This is a genomic window from Metabacillus sp. Hm71, from assembly GCF_051842955.2.
Taxonomy (GTDB): Bacteria; Bacillota; Bacilli; order Bacillales; family Bacillaceae; genus Metabacillus.
This window is the reverse complement of record NZ_CM200278.1, coordinates 4,978,117-4,995,669: the sequence shown is the minus strand read 5'-3', so window position 1 is coordinate 4,995,669 and position 17,553 is coordinate 4,978,117. Positions and strand designations below refer to the sequence as shown.

General features: G+C 38.2%; 15 protein-coding genes. 11 read left to right on the top strand and 4 right to left on the bottom strand.

Annotated features, from left to right (window positions below; translation table 11 throughout):
• The first annotated feature begins 212 nt into the window (after positions 1–212).
• Positions 213–731, top strand: coding sequence for a DUF2179 domain-containing protein (locus ACSVDH_RS24630; protein ID WP_439252834.1), 519 nt, complete (start codon positions 213–215; stop codon positions 729–731).
• Between the two features lie 260 nt (positions 732–991).
• Here the strand turns inward: ACSVDH_RS24630 and ACSVDH_RS24625 are convergent, their stop codons facing one another.
• A complete protein-coding gene (locus ACSVDH_RS24625) occupies positions 992–1,861 on the bottom strand; it encodes a LysR family transcriptional regulator (protein WP_439252836.1) in 870 nt (289 codons plus the stop codon).
• A gap of 184 nt (positions 1,862–2,045) precedes the next feature.
• On the opposite strand from ACSVDH_RS24625, the gene acnA reads away from it, so the two are divergent.
• The 3 genes from acnA (at position 2,046) to ACSVDH_RS24610 (ending at position 7,311) form a co-directional block, all read left to right on the top strand.
• On the top strand, positions 2,046–4,808 hold the full coding sequence (acnA, locus tag ACSVDH_RS24620; RefSeq protein WP_439252837.1) for an aconitate hydratase AcnA: 2,763 nt from the start codon (positions 2,046–2,048) through the stop codon (positions 4,806–4,808).
• A gap of 140 nt (positions 4,809–4,948) precedes the next feature.
• Positions 4,949–6,250, top strand: a complete 1,302-nt coding sequence (locus tag ACSVDH_RS24615) for a CitMHS family transporter (protein WP_439252838.1) — start codon at positions 4,949–4,951, stop codon at positions 6,248–6,250.
• 74 nt (positions 6,251–6,324) lie between these two features.
• Positions 6,325–7,311 carry a zinc-binding dehydrogenase gene (locus ACSVDH_RS24610; RefSeq protein ID WP_439252839.1) on the top strand — a complete coding sequence of 329 codons (987 nt, stop codon included), beginning with the start codon at positions 6,325–6,327 and terminating at the stop codon, positions 7,309–7,311.
• 297 nt (positions 7,312–7,608) lie between these two features.
• Here ACSVDH_RS24610 and ACSVDH_RS24605 read toward each other — a convergent pair whose 3' ends face one another.
• Together ACSVDH_RS24605 and ACSVDH_RS24600 are read right to left on the bottom strand one after the other, a co-directional pair.
• Positions 7,609–8,922 carry an MFS transporter gene (locus ACSVDH_RS24605; protein ID WP_439252840.1) on the bottom strand — a complete coding sequence of 438 codons (1,314 nt, stop codon included), beginning with the start codon at positions 8,920–8,922 and terminating at the stop codon, positions 7,609–7,611.
• A gap of 214 nt (positions 8,923–9,136) precedes the next feature.
• Positions 9,137–9,898 (bottom strand): MBL fold metallo-hydrolase, encoded by a 762-nt coding sequence (locus ACSVDH_RS24600; protein WP_439252841.1) that lies wholly within the window; start codon positions 9,896–9,898, stop codon positions 9,137–9,139.
• A 117-nt stretch (positions 9,899–10,015) separates the two neighbouring features.
• Here ACSVDH_RS24600 and ACSVDH_RS24595 point away from each other — a divergent pair, with 117 nt between their 5' ends.
• Positions 10,016–10,426: an Lrp/AsnC family transcriptional regulator gene (locus tag ACSVDH_RS24595; RefSeq protein ID WP_439252842.1), complete on the top strand. Its 411-nt coding sequence runs from the start codon at positions 10,016–10,018 to the stop codon at positions 10,424–10,426.
• Between the two features lie 199 nt (positions 10,427–10,625).
• On the opposite strand, the gene ACSVDH_RS24590 is transcribed toward ACSVDH_RS24595, so the two are convergent.
• Positions 10,626–11,453, bottom strand: a complete 828-nt coding sequence (locus ACSVDH_RS24590; protein ID WP_439253000.1) for a helix-turn-helix domain-containing protein — start codon at positions 11,451–11,453, stop codon at positions 10,626–10,628.
• A gap of 150 nt (positions 11,454–11,603) precedes the next feature.
• On the opposite strand from ACSVDH_RS24590, the gene ACSVDH_RS24585 reads away from it, so the two are divergent.
• The 6 genes from ACSVDH_RS24585 to ACSVDH_RS24560 all read left to right on the top strand — a co-directional run bounded on the left by ACSVDH_RS24585 (position 11,604) and on the right by ACSVDH_RS24560 (position 17,375).
• Positions 11,604–12,755, top strand: a complete 1,152-nt coding sequence (locus ACSVDH_RS24585) for a Gfo/Idh/MocA family protein (protein ID WP_439252844.1) — start codon at positions 11,604–11,606, stop codon at positions 12,753–12,755.
• A complete protein-coding gene (locus tag ACSVDH_RS24580) occupies positions 12,745–13,647 on the top strand; it encodes a sugar phosphate isomerase/epimerase family protein (RefSeq protein ID WP_439252845.1) in 903 nt (300 codons plus the stop codon). The genes ACSVDH_RS24585 and ACSVDH_RS24580 overlap by 11 nt, the downstream gene beginning before the upstream one ends.
• A 239-nt stretch (positions 13,648–13,886) precedes the next feature.
• On the top strand, positions 13,887–15,308 hold the full coding sequence (locus ACSVDH_RS24575; RefSeq protein ID WP_439252846.1) for a sugar porter family MFS transporter: 1,422 nt from the start codon (positions 13,887–13,889) through the stop codon (positions 15,306–15,308).
• Between the two features lie 212 nt (positions 15,309–15,520).
• Positions 15,521–15,922, top strand: coding sequence for a hypothetical protein (locus ACSVDH_RS24570; RefSeq protein ID WP_439252847.1), 402 nt, complete (start codon positions 15,521–15,523; stop codon positions 15,920–15,922).
• A 1-nt stretch (position 15,923) separates the two neighbouring features.
• Positions 15,924–16,604, top strand: coding sequence for a PspA/IM30 family protein (locus tag ACSVDH_RS24565; RefSeq protein ID WP_439252848.1), 681 nt, complete (start codon positions 15,924–15,926; stop codon positions 16,602–16,604).
• Between the two features lie 81 nt (positions 16,605–16,685).
• Positions 16,686–17,375, top strand: a complete 690-nt coding sequence (locus tag ACSVDH_RS24560) for a M50 family metallopeptidase (protein WP_439252849.1) — start codon at positions 16,686–16,688, stop codon at positions 17,373–17,375.
• Positions 17,376–17,553 lie beyond the last annotated feature (178 nt).

The following is a 17,553-nucleotide window of genomic DNA, read 5'->3' as shown; positions in this document are numbered from 1 at the left end:
GAAAATCAAACTTAATAATTAACAAATATTTGTTATGAGAGGAGTAACTTAAATGGTTAATGCAGTTAATGAAGAAAATATTGGGAATTGTCAAATAAGAGTACACATTCATTTACATATAATATCTAGCCATCTCTAGTGATATATCGAATAGTTTCCTTCCAATCTTACTGAGCTTTTTACCTGTTTATATAACGTTATGAGGTGATATAGTGAAAGAAATTCTTCTTATTTTATTATTACAGCTTATTTATGTACCATTACTTACTCTACGGACAATTTTTTTGGTTAGAGGCATTCCAGTCCTTGCTTCTATAATCGGAATAGCAGAAATATTAATCTATGTATTTGGTTTATCCCTTGTATTTAGTGGTGAACAGAGCTTTGCTGCAATGGTGGTCTATGCCTTAGGCTTTGGTATTGGAATTATTTTTGGAACAAAAATTGAAAAAAGATTAGCGATTGGTTATATTAACGTAACTGTCAATACACAATCAAAAAATGATGAATTAATTGATACCCTAAGAAATAATGGGTTTGGAGTCACTCTATATATCGGTGAAGGACGCGATAGTAATCGATATAAACTTGATATATTAACAAAGCGAAATCGCGAAAGTGAATTAATTGCGTACGTAGAGAAGTTTGAACCTCAAGCTTTTATTATTTCATATGAACCACGTTATTTTAAAGGTGGTTTTTTATTAGACCGGATAAAACTGTCTAAGTAAGAGAGTTGCTATTTAATATCAAGGGATTGAATAAAAACTATAAAAAAGGACAGACGAATAAATGGCTTTTCTTTAAAAGATAAGAAAGTATAAATTTTGAACTTAGTTTTGGTGTCTAGCTCCAGGCGCCATCGGCTCGAGGTCATAAGTCAAACAGGAATTGAAGGTAAAGAACACCTTCTATTCCTGTTTGACTTATGCTTGTCGCCGATAGGCGGGCGCCTTGCGCTTTTCTTATGTCTTGTCCTTTTTTACATATATTAAAGATGATATACATCCAACTCCTTTATAAAATGAACAAACGCCTGAACAACATTTACCTCTAACGATTCCTTATAATAGAACATCCACGTCTTTTGCGTTAACCGATTTCCTTCTTTATCTTTCAAATAAATTTTATGAATATCTTCTATACCATGTAAAAAAAGGGAAGGCATTATGGCATAGCCTAATCCATTTAATACCATTTCTTTGCAGGTGTCACCTTGATTCACCGACATAGCAATGTATGGGGACTGAGAAAAATGCTCTGTCCACCAATTTTCGACTAACTGTTTATAAAGTTGATCTGTTCGATAGTCTATTCTTGGTAAATGGGGAAGATCATCGAGGTGAACTTTCTCTTTTGACACGACACAAAGATCTTCTTCAAATAATAAATGCTTTTCATCAGGCCAGCTATACTCCCCTCGAATGAAACCGATGTGTGAAGCTTGGTTATATACCAAATTAAAAATATCTTTACTATAGCCAGTATCCACTTGAAATTCAACATCGGGATACTTATCTTTAAATAGCTTAAGTAAAACAGGCAGTTTATACTTGCTAATAAAATTAGAAACTCCTAATCTTAAAGTTCCTGACACATTATGATGAAAGTTCTCTACATCTTCTTTTATTTCACGAAAAATAGTCAGCACTTCTTCAGCACGTTTTGCAAGATATTCCCCTTCAGGAGTAAATTGAACTCCTTTTATGCCACGATCGACAATTTTTACCCCGAATTGTGTCTCAATTTGCTTTAATCGTTTTGTTAACGTCGGTTGGGCAATAAACAGACTCTGTCCAGCTTTTGTAATATTTTTTTCTTGAAACAAAGTATGTAAAATAAGCCAGTCACGCTCATCCATTCGATTAACTCCCTTAGTTTTCTTAATAAAACCATAGCACAGAATAACAGATTAAAGAAGAAAGATTCCGTGTCTATTATGAAAAAGTTTCATATCTAACTATGAAATAATGATATTTTTCGAATGTCAAAATTTGAAATAAAATAATTTTTAGAATAGAAAGACTTAAGGGGTTGAGAGCAGTATGAAAAATAGAAGAAAAGATGTATTTGGGACCCGTGCAACTCTTAACGTTAATGAAAAAGTATATCGTTTTTATCGAATAAACGCGCTAGAGGAAAATGGACTAGGGAACATATCTACATTGCCCTATTCGATTAAAGTGTTACTGGAGGCCGTTTTACGTGAATATGACGGTATTAGTATCACAAAAGTGCATATCAAAAAATTAGCAAACTGGTCAAAAGAGCGTGATCCAAACCAAGAAGTTCCATTTAAACCTTCACGCATTCTGCTTCATGATACGACAGGTCTGCCGGCAATTGTCGATTTAGCTGCGATGAGAGAAGCGGTGAGGCGGATTGGGGGAAAGGTTTCTGAAGTAAATCCGTTGATACCTGTTGATCTTGTGGTGGATCACTCTGTTACGGTTGATTATTATGGAAGTTCTGATGCGATGGAGTTAAATGAAAAAATTAATTTTGAAAGGAATATGGAGCGGTTTCGATTTTTTCGCTGGGCGCAAAACTCCTTCCATAATCTTCTTGTTATTCCTCCAGCAACTGGGATTATGCACCAAATCAATATGGAGTTTCTGTCATCAGTAGTTACGTCAAAAGAAGTGTGCGGTGACATTTTAGTTTATCCCGACTCTCTTGTAGGAACGGATTCACATACAACAATGATTAATGGACTTGGAGTAGTAGCCTGGGGAGTAGGAGGTATTGAGGCAGAAGCGGCAATGTTGGGTCAGCCCTTATATTTTGTGATCCCTGAAGTCGTTGGATTTAAACTGACAGGATCTCTACCAGAAGGAGCAACCGCAACAGATTTGGCTTTAACAGTGACAAATATTCTTAGGAAAAAAGGGGTTGTCGGTAAGTTCGTTGAATTTTTCGGGACAGGTATAGCAGAGATGAGTATAGCGGATCGTGCAACAGTAGCCAATATGGCGCCAGAGTATGGAGCGACAATGGGTTTTTTCCCCGTAGACCAACAAACATTGAATTATTTAAGACTGATTGGTCGAAGCGAGGAACACATCTCGCTTGTCGAGTCCTACTATAAAGCTCAAGATATGTTTTTAGATAGTGACAGCCCTGAACCTGTTTATTCGGATTTGATCGAGCTTGACCTATCAACTATAGTACCATGCTTAGCCGGCCCTAAACGCCCGCAGGATCGAGTCGACTTAACAGCGATGAAACGGGAATATCATAAAGTCATGCTTGAACCGGTAGATAATGGTGGATACGGTTTGAATGAGGAAGATCTAACGAAAGAGGTCTTACTAAAGCATGATAATGGAGAAGAATCGATGCTTAAAAATGGCTCTGTTGTTCTAGCTGCCATCACAAGTTGTACCAATACATCAAACCCTAATGTATTGATTACAGCCGGACTGGTCGCTAAAAGGGCGATCGAAAAAGGACTCCATAAACCTGCTTATGTAAAAAGTTCTCTCACACCTGGTTCCCGTGTAGTTACCGATTATTTAAAAGAATCTGGACTTTTAAGCTATCTGGAGGAGCTTGGATTTCATATTGCCGGATATGGTTGTGCGACTTGTATAGGCAACTCAGGTCCGCTTCCTAATGAGGTAAGTTCAGCCATTGCTGATCACGATTTGACTGTGGCAGGTGTGCTTTCAGGCAATCGAAATTTTGAAGGTCGTATACACCCTCAAATCAAAGCAAATTATTTGGCCTCTCCACCGCTTGTCATTGCTTATGCTATAGCAGGGACGGTGGATATTGATCTGATTAATGATCCGATTGGTCACGATCAAAATGGGCAGCCAGTTTACTTGAAGGATATTTGGCCATCTGCTCAAGAAATTCAAGAATATTTGGATAATGCTGTCCGTCCTGAATTATTTCAGGAGCGCTATCAAAATGTTTACACAGCAAATGAAGCCTGGAATTCTATTGATATTCCTAAAGGAGAACTATATGATTGGGATGAATCTTCAACCTATATTCAAGAGCCGCCGTTTTTGAAGGATCTTCCTGAGGAGCCAGACGATATTCAAGAAATTAAAAAGGCACATTCTCTTGCTTTGCTTGGTGATTCTGTTACAACGGATCATCTTTCTCCATCCGGAGCAATAAAGGCCGAGAGTCCTGCTGGCTTGTATTTGCAGCAAAATGGAGTTAAGCCAAAAGATTTCAACTCTTATCCTTCACGCCGCGGTAACCATCAAGTCATGATTCGCGGAGCCTTGGCTAATCATCGAATTCGTAATCAAATGGTTCCAGGATCTGAAGGCGGTGTAACGAAGTACGTACCGACAGGTGAAATCATGCCGATCTATGATGCAGCGATGAAGTATCAGCAAGATGGAACACCTCTTGTTGTGATTGCCGGTAAAGAGTATGGGACAGGAAGCTCGCGCGACTGGGCAGCAAAAGGGACGTATCTGCTAGGGGTAAAAGCAGTGATCGCACAAAGCTTTGAACGTATACATCGTAGTAACTTGGTAGGAATGGGGGTTCTTCCTCTTCAATTCATAGATGGACAAAGTGCCGCATCACTTGGCATTGTTGGAAATGAAACCTTTGAAACGATAGGTTTATGTAATACCATTCAGCCATGGCAAACGATAAAGGTGAAGGGGATTCGTGAAGATAGCAGTTCCTTTGAATTTGAGGTCATCGTACGACTGGATAGTGTGATCGATATCAATTACTATCGTAACGGAGGAATTATGCAAACTGTTTTACGCCAAATAGTAAAGAAAAACAAAAATGATGAACAAGAAGTCTATCAACATGATATAGAAGCTTAAGATTGTGTATTTGAAATAAAAGTGAGAATTCAAGATTTTATATAATGTTTGAATTCTCATTTTATGTTACGAAATAAACTTGTTTAGTAGCATGGTATAACTATATTTGAAAGCGGATTCAATTTAAAGGGAGTGATTAGATGATTGCATTATTAGGGTTTTTAATGATGACATGTTTTATCTTTTTAATTGTCACGAGAAGGATGTCAGCTTTACTTGCGCTGATTGTTGTTCCTATCGTATTTGCGATTATTGGAGGATTTGGAAAAGACCTTGGACCGATGATATTAGATGGGCTAAGCGGTGTTGCTCCTACAGGAATCATGTTAATGTTCGCTGTCCTGTATTTTGGCATCATGATTGATGCCGGTTTATTTGATCCACTTGTATTAAAAATTTTGTCAATCGTTAAAGGTGATCCCTTAAAAGTTGTTATTGGGACTGCAGTCCTTGCAAGTCTTGTCGCTTTGGACGGGGATGGGACAACGACCTACATCATCACAGTTTCCGCATTACTACCGCTTTACAAGCGCTTAGGCATGAATCCACTAATCTTAACCTGCGTATCGATGATGGCTTTTGGGGTCATGAATATGCTCCCATGGGGAGGTCCAACAGCCAGAGCGATAAGTGCATTAAAGCTTGACGCAAATGACGTTTTTCTTCCTCTTGTTCCAATTATGATAGGAGGAATGCTATGGGTATTATTTACGGCTTATCTTCTTGGGAAAAAAGAACGTAATAGACTAGGAATCTTGCAGATAGATATGTCTAAGGAGTTTATGGAACAGCAAGAAATAGCTGCTACAGTGGAGTCGGATTTTAAGCGGCCTCATTTAATATGGTTTAATCTTTTAGTAACAGTTTCTCTAATCATAACACTAGTTTTAGGGGTGTTGCCTTTACCTGCATTGTTTATTCTCGCATTTGCTTTAGCTTTAATGGTTAACTATCCTAATCTGGAAGTTCAAAAGAAAATCCTTTCGTCTCATGCAGATAGTGTAGTCATCGTCGTCGCTTTGATTTTTGCATCAGGAATTTTTACTGGAATCCTTTCGGGAACACATATGGTTGATGAAATGGCGAACAGTCTCATTTCCATAATCCCTGAAGAACTTGGTTCTTATTTCGCACTCATTACAGCGATTACAAGCCTTCCTCTCACTTATGTCATGGCGAATGACCCTTATTATTTTGGCGTCGTTCCCATTATTGCTCAAACAGCTGCTGCCTATGGAGTAGACCCAGTTGAAATTGCACGGGCCTCTGTACTTGGCCAACCAATTCACGCAATGAGTCCATTAATCGCTTCAACCCATTTATTAGTAGGTATGGCAAACGTTGATTTTGGGGCACATCAGAAGTTTATTTTAAAATGGGCGCTAGGAACTTGTGTTGTCATGATACTTGTTGCATTACTGACAGGAGCAATTTCTTTCTAAAATTTATAATACAATGTTAAAATTTTTTACAACAGTAAGAAAACCTGTTTAACTTAGGAAGGAGTTTAAAAAAGATGAAAGCATGGTTCATCAAAAATCCCGGCAGCATAGGCAACCTTACATGGGGTGATATACAGGATGTTACTGCCGGAGAAGGACAACTTGTTGTAAAGGTTGTTAGTACTGCTTTGAATCCTGTTGATTATAAAATGATCGAAAATGGTAGTAACAACTGGAGCTATCCACATATTCCGGGAGTAGATCTCGCAGGAGAGGTGGTTGAAATTGGTGAATATGTAGTGGGATTTAAAGTGGGGGACCGTGTAGCATGTCATACAGATTTGAATCAAAAGGGTGCGTTTGCTGAGAAAGCGGTAATTGATGCACACGCTGCGGCTAAAATTCCTGAAGGTGTTTCTTATGATCAAGCGGCAGCAGTTCTTTGTGCGGGGATGACGGCTTACCAAGCTGTGATTCAAAAATTAAATCATCATCACAAAAAGACGATATTGATTCATGCAGGAGCTGGCGGGGTTGGCGGATATGCGATCCAATTGGCTAAAGAGCTGGGATTAAAAGTGTTTACAACAGCTTCATCACATAACCATTCTTGGGTAACATCTCTTGGAGCAGATGTGGCCATCGATTATAAAACAGAAGATGTCACGAAACGAATTTTAGAAGAAACAAATAATGAAGGTGTTGATTTGATTTTCAATACAGTAGGCTCTAATGAAGCTACAGAAGACTTAAAACGACTGGCCTTCTCCGGGCACATGGCTTATATCGCTGGTGCACCAGATATGTCTAATGTTAAGCCTTTTACTCTTTCTCCATCCATACATGAGGTTGCGCTAGGTGCAGCTCATTCCAGTGGTTCCATTCGTGCGAGGGAAAACTTGGCCTTTATGGCAAAAGAATTATTGGAAAGGGTCGATGCAGGAACGCTTGATCCGATGATAACTGAAGTTCTTCCTAAAGAGGAATTACCTGCTGGTTTGGATAAATTAAAAGGCCGTCATGTACGTGGAAAAATCATCATTAGAATGCATGCTGAATAAGAAAAGCGCAAGCGCCTTGCTCAGCCTAGGGCAAATAAGCCTAATTGGAATACAAGGCGTTCTTTGCCTTCAATTCCAATTAGGCTAGATACTGATTACCATGTTAAAAGAAAAATGGTCGAGGGCACGCTGACAGAGGAGCAAATGCAGATCTCTAACGAATTAAATTAAGGCAAATAGAAGCAGAAGCCATCCACAGCTTGGTATCGCAAGTGTGGATGGCTTCTATATATTGAAAGTTTCCAAGAAAGTATAACTTTTTGTACTTATTCCAATCTAACTAAAATTAGATACATATTATACCAGTTCTCTGCTTTGAACCTTCCGAGACCAAGCAACAACAGGTATCAGCAACAGGGAAAGAATCGCTCCAGAAAGAGATAGTACCGCATAACTAGAATGAGCGACGACCATTCCTGATAACGCTCCGCCGGAGGCACCTGATAGTGCAAGCAAGACATCAACCGACCCTTGAGTTTTTGCACGAATAGATGGATGTGTTGCATCGACAATGAGAGCCGTTCCGCTAATTAAGCCAAAATTCCAGCCAGCGCCAAGCAGTACTAGTGCACAGATAAGTAGTATCATGGAGTCTCCTGGAGCAAAAGCTGCCAGCATACCAGAGGCCAGAAGCGTAGAACCAGATGCAACTGCCATCGCAGTACGGCCGACTTTATCTACTAATAGGCCTGTAACAAGGGAAGGAAAGTACATGGCACCTATATGAAAGCCTATAACCAATCCCACTTCCCTCAAACCATGGCCATGGTGTCCCATGTGTATCGGTGTCATTGTCATAATAGCAGCCATGACAAATTGTGTTAAAACCATAACTGCAGCGCCGACTACAATTCCTCTTTTGCTTATTGGAGAGCTATTCGAATTTGGTTTTTCCTGCACTGTACTGTTTTCCTCTTGGGCATTTGCAATGGCTGTAGATACAATCAATGGATCTGGACGAAGGAATAGGAGGAGAACCAATCCTGCAAGAATAAAAGCAGCCGCCCCTAAGACAAAGGGACCAGCCAAAGTTGGAATCCCAATAGAATCTGCAAATCCACCCATAACACCCACCAAGTTAGGACCCGCTACTGCACCGAAGGTAGTCGAAACCATAGCCATGCTTACAGCAGTTGCCCGTTGTTTAACTGTCGCCAGGTCTGTACCCGCGTATCGTGCTTGCAGATTTGAGGCGGTACCAGCTCCATAAAAAAGCAGAGAAGCAAATAAAAGAAAGACGCTGTTGATTAAGGCGGCGATTATTACGCCGATCGCACCAAGTCCGCCAGTAAGAAAACCTGCTGCAAGTCCTGCTCTACGCCCGAAACGCTGAGAAAGCCTGCCTACAAGCAGTGCGGCCCCTGCAGAGCCTAAAGTAAGTAAGGCAACAGGAATCCCTGCTGCACTTTCAGTCCCCAGCATCTCTTGTGCAAGTAGTGCGCCTACCGTGATACCTGCTGCAAGTCCTGCCCCTCCAAAGATTTGTGACAGGATCACAATTCTTAACGTTCTTTTATAAAGCTGTTTTTGCTTTTCAGGTGAATCAATATAATCTTGAAGCCAAGCATGCTGCTGTTTTACCCCTTTTGTAACTACTGTTTCAGTTATCATAAACGGCACTTCCTTATAAAATAATTTTTTTGATTTTACATGCTTTCCTACCTATCTTCTACTAGAATATTACTGTTTCGGGCAGCTATAGACCTATAATTAAGAAGAAGCTCATGATTGTCAACGACATGATCATGAGCCCCTTGTTATTTCAAATGCGTAAGTAAATAAACTTAAAAACCTTTCACACTATCAAATTCTTTTTTTTCTCTATTTAAAATGAGTATGATTCTCCGTCCTCTGGTACTAACACATTTGAAGAGATTCCTTTTTCCTCAATGAAGCTTTTTAATTCTTCTCGTGATAATGTCCAATGGTTGACAGCTTCCATATGGACAGAAATGATTTTGGCATTAGGAGCGGCTTTATGAACTTCATAGATGTCATCTTTCCCCATTACTAAGGATCCGCCTTGTAGGAATTGATTATCACCGCCATTTACAACAATGATTTCTGGTTTATGTGTATGGATCTCTTCTCGAACTCCATCATACCACACTGTATCTCCAGCCACATATAACGTTTTTTCATTTGGGTGTTTGAAGACAACACCGCACACTATACCAGCAAGTTTTAAGATTTCTCCTCTTCCGTGTTCACCTTTTGTTTTCACTAATTGGATCCCTTCAAAGACTGTATCTTCTTGCAGTACCTCTAAATGTAGAAACCCAGCGTTTCTTACTTCTTTCGCATCTTCATCATTTTGGACAAACATTTTGATCTCCTTTGGCAATACTTCCTTGGCAGCATCATCAAAGTGGTCTAAATGCAGATGAGTGACAATGACAGCATCTACATTTTTTATAATGTCGTCAATAGATGTTGGTAAGCTAACTAAAGGGTTATGTTGATCTTGTCTTACTGAATTAGGAAAAGGTGGGTAAGTTCCCTTATCTGCTAAAAATGGATCGATTAGAAACTTTTTGCCTTTATATTCAACAACGATGGTTGCATTTCGAATATGTGTAATCTTCATTTTTACAACTCCTTTTCTTTCATTTACGTATAGTTTATACTATGTCCGAATACCATTTACATAGATAAAATCAAGTCTTTTGGCCGTTTCACTTGATTAATGAAAGGAGTTGACTAAATGTTAGATAACACAGATATGCGGATCTTGGATGAGTTATCCAAAAACAGTCGGATTACGATGAAAGAATTAGGTGAGAAAGTCCACTTGACTGGACAAGCAGCAGCGTCCAGAGTCGCGAAATTAGAGGATAATGGAGTCATTGAGGGTTATACCATAAAAGTAAATCAAGCTAAATTAGGCTGTTTTATCCATGCTTTGATTAATATCTATACAAAAAGTACCCACCATGAACCTTATCTCTCCTTCATAAAAACACAAGAACAATTCGTCATAAACAACTATAAAATCAGTGGAGATAGTTGTTATCTTCTCGAATGCAAATTTCCATCTAATGAACGTTTGGATCAATTTTTAGTAGACTTAAACAAGCATGCAAACTATAAATTATCGATTGTTATTAATAAATAGTGCTCCAATTAAAGATTGATGAAAATGTTAGTTGCTTTTTAACTTAGAATATCTATTTTAATATGATACATTATGATTAGAAAATAAATGTAAGCTAATCAAATAAAACTGGTAACATAGTCAGGACCTCTAAAAAAACTTGATATTGTTTTTAGAGGTCCTGACTTTTTTGAATTGCTAAAAATGTAAGCTTATTCTTCTAAAATGTAATATTACGAAACTTATTTGGAGGCAGACCATTTGCTTTTTTAAAAGAATTAATAAAATGTGTTTCGCTTTGAAATCCACAGGTGAATGCAATGTTTTTAATTGAAGAGTCGGTATTTTGCAATAAATGTTTGGCATGATTTAATCGGTGCCGAATTACGTACTGAATTGGTGTTACATTAGTAGATTTTTTAAATAGTCTTAAGAAGTAATATGGACTTAAATTGACATGTGATGAAATATCCTCCAAAGTAAGTTCTTTACTAAAATTGGCTTCAATAAAAGAAATGGCTTTCGTCACAACAGTATTCATTTGATCTTGCTGCTTGAAGGCAATTTTGTTTAATTCGTAAAGAATCTTACTGATTAAAATAGATATATGTTCTTCGTCATTCTGTTTTTTTTCCGCGTTTTCAAGAAGCTGGCTCATAAGCATTTTTAGGTTGTTTTGAATAGTGGGGAAAACACACCCATGCTTTGAAAAAATCTGATCGAAATAGGCACGGCTGGCATTTCCTGCAAAGTGAACCCATTTAAACGTACTATTTCCTTCTGAGTAATAGATATGAGGTTTATAGCAGTTAAGAAAAATAAATTCGCCTTTTGTGGCGCAATACTCCTTGTTTTCAAACTTCACAATCATTTTTCCGTCTTCTACATATAGAAATAAAAAACTGTTCCAGTTGTTACGATTTACATGATAATCACTATTTGTATAAAAGGTTCCGCTATAAATTAAATGGTATAAGGCCTTATACGCGAAGTCGCTTGGTTGATAAAAGCGCATTTCTGAATGAGGTAAAATACCTTTTTCGTTCATTTTCAAAGCTATCACCTCTTTTATTTCCGTTCCTGCTATGTTTGGTTGGAAAGAGCAATTATTTACAATATAACAGCAAGAATCACTGATGACAACGTTTTCTTTAATCTATAGTATTAAATTAAACTTTTAATAGGGGGAATAAAAAAGATGGATGTACGAATTGGTTTGGTAGGAGCAGGTTGGATGGGAAAAGCCCATGTTTCATCATTTCATCAAGCGGCAATGGTTTTTGGAAGCCGTAATGGAAAGCCGGTCTTTGAAATCATTGCAGATGTCAATATAGAGGTTGTTGAAAAGGCAAAAAATACTCTAGGTTTCAAGCGATCAACGACAAATTGGCTCGATGTTGTAACAGATCCCCATGTAGATATCGTTGATATTGCCACACCGAATGCCTTTCATTATGAAGTTGCGAAGGCTGCGTTAGAAAATGGGAAACATGTGTATTGCGAAAAACCTTTAACGCTTACGTTTGAACAATCATATGAATTGGCGGAGCTGGCGAAAAAGAAAGGCGTAGTCAACTATGTCGGCTATAATAATGTCGTTAATCCAGCATCAGCCTACATTAAAGGGTTAATTGATTCCGGGAAACTGGGAGAAATCATTCGATTTAATGGCACCTATGATCAAGATAGCTTGCTTAACCCTGAAATTCCACTATCATGGCGCCATATCAACAAATATTCAGGATCAGGTGCATTAGGGGATCTTGGTTCCCATTTACTAAGTTTGTCACAGTATTTAATGGGAGATATAAAATCTGTTCAATCTGTATCAAAAACATTTATTAAAACTAGACCAAAAACAAATGGGTCACTTGAACATGGAACGGTTGAAAATGAAGACGTTTTACTGTCAATCGCTCAGTATGATAGCGGAGCAATAGGTACCATATCTTGCAGTCGGGTTTCCGCTGGAAGAAAGAACTATTTAACCTATGAGATTCAGGGTACAAAAGGAAGTGTGTACTATTCACTTGAGGATATGAATGAGGTTCACGTCTATTTTACCTCTGATGATCCTTTTGATAGAGGATTTAGAAGGGTGTTTTTAAACGAAGGGCATGAAGGCTACAGTGCTTTTCAGCCGGCTGCTGGAATTGCAATTGGTTATAACGATATGAAGGTGATAGAAGCACACAAATTGTTGAAAGCTGTTACTCAAGGTGCTGCTTATACATGTGATTTTGCTTTTGCAGCAAAAGTTGATGCAACAGTGAAAGCGTTGCTAGAGTCAGCTAAGAGCAATATTTGGGTTAATGTGAAGACTGAAGGAGGAGTTAACGTTGGCAATTAAAATTGGTACTGCCCCTGATTCCTGGGGTGTTTGGTTTCCACAAGATGAAAAGCAAATCAATTGGAAGACATGCCTTGATGAAATGGCGCAAGCTGGCTATGAAGGGATCGAATTAGGGCCATGGGGGTATTTGCCTAATGATTATAAGACGTTAAAACATGAATTAGATTCGCGAAACCTTCAATTAGTAGCCACGACTTTAGTAGGCGATTTGATGTCAGTTGAAAAAACAGAAAATATGATCGAGCAGCTTCATATGATGGCAGAGCTGCAAGTGCAATTTGATACTGCTCCATATGTTGTATTAATTGATGATTGCTATACAGACTTATTTACTGGTGAGATCTTGCGACCTGTTGAGCTGAACGAACAGCAGTGGAAGCAATTTATTGAGAATGTAAATCGTATTCGAAAGGTTGCAAAGGAAAACTATGATCTTGAAGTTGTGTTTCACCCCCATGCACAAAGCCATATAGAAACAGAAGAACAAATAGAACGCTTATTAAAAGATACAGATATCAATCTTTGCCTGGATACTGGCCATCATGCTTACTGTGATGGAGATCCAGTTGCTTTTATGAAAAAACACCATGATCGCATTCCTTACTTGCATATTAAAAGCTGTGATATGGAAGTGAAAAAGATGATGCAAGCAAATAACTGGTCGTTTGCAGAGGCTGTTAAGAGAGATGTCATGTGCGAACCGGAGTTAGGTGTTGTTGATATGAAAGCATTCTTTCAGGTATTGGCTGACATTCGTTATGCAGGTTGGGTAGTTGTAGAACAAGATATGTACCCGGCACCTTTTGATAAACCATATCCAATTGCTAAACGAACAAAGGAGTATTTAGATGGGGTGTTAAGTCAAACGATGAATATGAGCAAGTCATGAAGATTAGCTGTTAAAAAAACCGGTTATTTTTTAAGCTGGATTTGATAACTTAATTTTATTGCCAATCCTTTTCTCACATTCATTTTAGTGAAAAGCAACATTCGAATTTATGCGGTGTATTGTATAGTTTGGACAATCATGATGTATACACTGCATAAATTCGCTTCTAACCAAAAAGAACATTCTAGAAAAGAAAAAAGCAGATGAATAATTGAATAACCTAGAGAGGGGTTGTAATTTTGAAGGCGTATTCAAGCAAAGAAGAAAATCAATCCTCAAGAAAATATTTAATGTTAGTGGTAACCATCGCCACTTTTGGCGGATTATTATTTGGGTATGATACAGGTGTCATAAATGGGGCATTGCCATATATGTCGCAGCCGGGGCAACTTGACTTAAGCCTGCTGGGAGAAGGTTTTGTAGCGAGCTCTTTATTATTAGGGGCAGCATTCGGTGCATTATTCGTTGGCAGATTATCAGACTTTCAAGGAAGGCGTAAAACAATCTTACAACTATCGGTTGTATTTATCATAGCAACAATTGGTTGCAGCTTAGCCCCGAATTTTATAACAATGATTATAAGCAGATTTATTTTAGGGGTAGCAGTCGGAGGAGCGTCTGTTACAGTTCCAACATTTTTAGCAGAAATGGCACCTGCAGAAAAAAGAGGGAGACTCGTAACCCAAAATGAATTAATGATTGTGACAGGGCAATTTTTGGCTTTTCTGTTTAACGCATTTCTTGGAAATATGTTTGGAGACACAAGCCATATTTGGCGTTATATGTTATTTATTGCAGCTATTCCGGCAGTGGTATTGGGAGTCGGCATGTTGTTTATGCCTGAAAGTCCAAGATGGCTTGCGGCAAAAGGAAGAGACCGTGACGCATTGGATGTGTTTAAAAAGGTGAGGGAGACAAAACAAGCCTCTGCTGAATTAGAAGAAGTTAAAAAGTCGATTTTACTAGAATCCAAACAAACACAGGCTTCGTTAAAAGATTTAAATATAAAATGGATTCGAAACATTGTATTGCTCGGAATTGGAATTGGCGCGATTTCTCAATTAACAGGCGTGAATTCTATTATGTATTATGGAACGCAAATTTTACAAAATTCTGGTTTCGAGACAGAAGTAGCTTTAATTGCCAATATTGCAAATGGAGTGATATCTGTATTGGCATGTTTGGTAGGACTTTATCTGTTAGGGAAAGTCGGCAGACGGCCAATGTTTATTACCGGCTTAGCAGGAACAACAACGGCATTAGTGTTAATAGGCATATTTTCCATTGTGTTTGATGGTTCCGAATGGCTTCCATATCTTGTTCTTTCTATGACTGTCATGTTTTTAGCGTTTTATCAAGGATCGATTGGCCCTCTGACGTGGCTGACATTGGCTGAAATATTCCCAATGCGGTTAAGGGGATTAGGTATGGGTGCAGCCGTTTTTTGTCTCTGGATGATGAACTTTTTTGTAGGTCTTTTCTTTCCGGTTTTTATGAATAGTGTAGGCATCTCTATGACATTTTTCATTTTTGCAGGGTTTGGTATTTTGGGTCTTGTGTTTATTATAAATTATTTACCGGAAACAAAAGGGGTGAGTTTAGAAGAGGTTGAGCGTTATTTCAGAAATGAAACCGAACCAATTCGAAAAATAAGTGGATAATTTAACAATACGATTAGATAGAAAAAATAAGCCATATCAATCTCGTAATATTGTTGCACAGGATACCAATTGGTCTATGACCGATGGGTATCTTTTTTTCTTCCCAAAATGTATAACGTTTTCTATTTTTATAAAATCTTTTCCCTTTCACCAAGTTTTCACCAAACTCTACTAAACTACAACCAATGATAACGAAAGGAGGAAAGAAAACGATGAGTTTTAAAGTCAAAAAATCGCTTTTTTGGGGGACAATCATCACTCCAATGGTGTTAGGAGTCTACTTTCTATTTGGGGGGGATCGTACGCTGGCAGGCGGCCCTCATGGACATGGTCCAGGCGGAATGGGGCCGCGAGGAGGCTTCGATGGACATCACATGATGAATGGACCTTATCATGGAGGATTTCCTTGGTTGAGCATTTTGCTATTTTTGATCATCGGAATCGCTATTTTGCTTCTTTTAGTGAAAATGCTTAGAAAGAAATCGAAGGCTTCTTCGATGCAACAGTTTATTGATACATCTTTCATGAGTCCACGTCAACCGATCATGAACAAAAATGAGAGTTTTTTAGATCAGTGGGAAAAAAATGTAACAACGAAAAAGGAGAATGAGTAAGATGGGTATTTTTAAGAGAATAAAAACAATTGCAAAGGCTGATATTAATCAACTATTAGATGGAATGGAAGATCCAATTGCCATGTTAAATGAGTATTCCAGAGAAATGGAAAAAGAAATGGCAAATGCCCAAAAGGCCCTTTCACGGCAGATGTTTGTAGAAAACAAACAAGCTGCGCTTATCCTTGAAACAAAAAGTTTAGTAGAAAAAAGAACTCGACAGGCGAAGCTGGCTGTCGAGCATAAAGAGGATTCAATCGCGAAGCTGGCTATTCAAGAAAAATTACATCACGAAAAGCAACTCAGCCTTTATCAGCAGCAATATGAAGCGATCCAAGCACAAACACAACTTCTAAAGGAAAAAGTAAGTGAGCTGCAAGAAATCTATTATGAGCTGCAGCATAAGAAAGTTTTATTGGCATCGCGAGCGAATGTGGCTCAATCTATTAAACAAATTCAAAATACAACGGCTTCCTTCCAAACTGATCATCTTGCAAGAGGGGTTGCCCGGGCAGAAGAACGAATTTTATTAATGGAAGCAGAAGTACAAGCTGGCAGCCAATTTTCTCATCCGTTGGCACAGCACGATGCTGCGTTCAGAAACTATGTGAATGAAGAAGAGCTAAATAGAGAGCTCGACATGCTAAAGAGTGAAAACGAGAGCCAGTCAAAGGCGAAATAGGATGAATACTGGAAAGAAAGCACCAGCACGATATGCTTAGGTGCTTCTTTTTCTTAATCTATAAAAGAAAGGAGAATGATCATGAATCTGTATCAATATCTAGATTTAAATCTAAATTTAAATCATCCATTTCCTATTCTTGTTTATCTGCTTGCTGCATTGATTGTATCCCATATTCCTTATATAAGAGTGTATTTTTCTCTTTGCAATACTCTCCTCCGTGAGGTCATTCGAGCCTTGTTAGCTGGGGGATTGTCTTATAGGATTAAGCTGAATAATGATGAAGCAAACCGGATCACAAACAGTGATCATTCCTTATTTAAGCATACACTTATCACATATGCTGGATATACGGGAGAATCACTTACGGCTATTGGGTTATTTTATTTAGTGTCAATGCAAAACTATGAGTATATTCTCTTTCTGTTTATTGGATTGATAGGGATGGCTATTTTACTTTGGATACGAAATGTATGGGGGATCCTCTGGGCATTGTCATTTGTGAGTTTATTAGCTATGCCTATTTATTTCAGGTATGATATCGCGATTATGCATATAAGTATCCTTCTATCATCCTTCATCCTTATCCAATCGATTCTTAACGGAATTCAATTGTGCAAGCATATCCTTTTGAAACGAAAAAACCCTGCTATGTCAGGATTTCTTGCTAGGGTCAGATTAATCCCCGCTATGATGCTGGGGGCAGTTCTTCTTGGACAATCTGTTTATACTGGATATTTTATTGTGAAAAATATTATAAGTTTATATTAACAAAATGAACAAGCGTTAAACTGTATTACTTTGAGGAGAATTTCGCTATTTTAAGCTAAAAATAAAAGGTATTTTCCTCCTTGTTACGATTATACAAAAGACAATTATAAGGAAATTCAACGAGATGATTGGGAAGGGCTGATTCGAGCTTTTCAAACAGCGAATAATTAAAGGAGCA

What these genes read in the sequence shown, in the direction of transcription:
- ACSVDH_RS24625 (WP_439252836.1), bottom strand. Translation starts at nt 1,861, where the DNA reads ATGGATGAGCGTGACTGGCTTATTTTACATACTTTGTTTCAAGAAAAA.
- acnA (WP_439252837.1), top strand. Translation starts at nt 2,046, where the DNA reads ATGAAAAATAGAAGAAAAGATGTATTTGGGACCCGTGCAACTCTTAAC.
- ACSVDH_RS24615 (WP_439252838.1), top strand. Translation starts at nt 4,949, where the DNA reads ATGATTGCATTATTAGGGTTTTTAATGATGACATGTTTTATCTTTTTA.
- ACSVDH_RS24610 (WP_439252839.1), top strand. Translation starts at nt 6,325, where the DNA reads ATGAAAGCATGGTTCATCAAAAATCCCGGCAGCATAGGCAACCTTACA.
- ACSVDH_RS24605 (WP_439252840.1), bottom strand. Translation starts at nt 8,922, where the DNA reads ATGATAACTGAAACAGTAGTTACAAAAGGGGTAAAACAGCAGCATGCT.
- ACSVDH_RS24600 (WP_439252841.1), bottom strand. Translation starts at nt 9,898, where the DNA reads ATGAAGATTACACATATTCGAAATGCAACCATCGTTGTTGAATATAAA.
- ACSVDH_RS24595 (WP_439252842.1), top strand. Translation starts at nt 10,016, where the DNA reads ATGTTAGATAACACAGATATGCGGATCTTGGATGAGTTATCCAAAAAC.
- ACSVDH_RS24590 (WP_439253000.1), bottom strand. Translation starts at nt 11,453, where the DNA reads ATGAACGAAAAAGGTATTTTACCTCATTCAGAAATGCGCTTTTATCAA.
- ACSVDH_RS24585 (WP_439252844.1), top strand. Translation starts at nt 11,604, where the DNA reads ATGGATGTACGAATTGGTTTGGTAGGAGCAGGTTGGATGGGAAAAGCC.
- ACSVDH_RS24570 (WP_439252847.1), top strand. Translation starts at nt 15,521, where the DNA reads ATGAGTTTTAAAGTCAAAAAATCGCTTTTTTGGGGGACAATCATCACT.
- ACSVDH_RS24565 (WP_439252848.1), top strand. Translation starts at nt 15,924, where the DNA reads ATGGGTATTTTTAAGAGAATAAAAACAATTGCAAAGGCTGATATTAAT.
- ACSVDH_RS24560 (WP_439252849.1), top strand. Translation starts at nt 16,686, where the DNA reads ATGAATCTGTATCAATATCTAGATTTAAATCTAAATTTAAATCATCCA.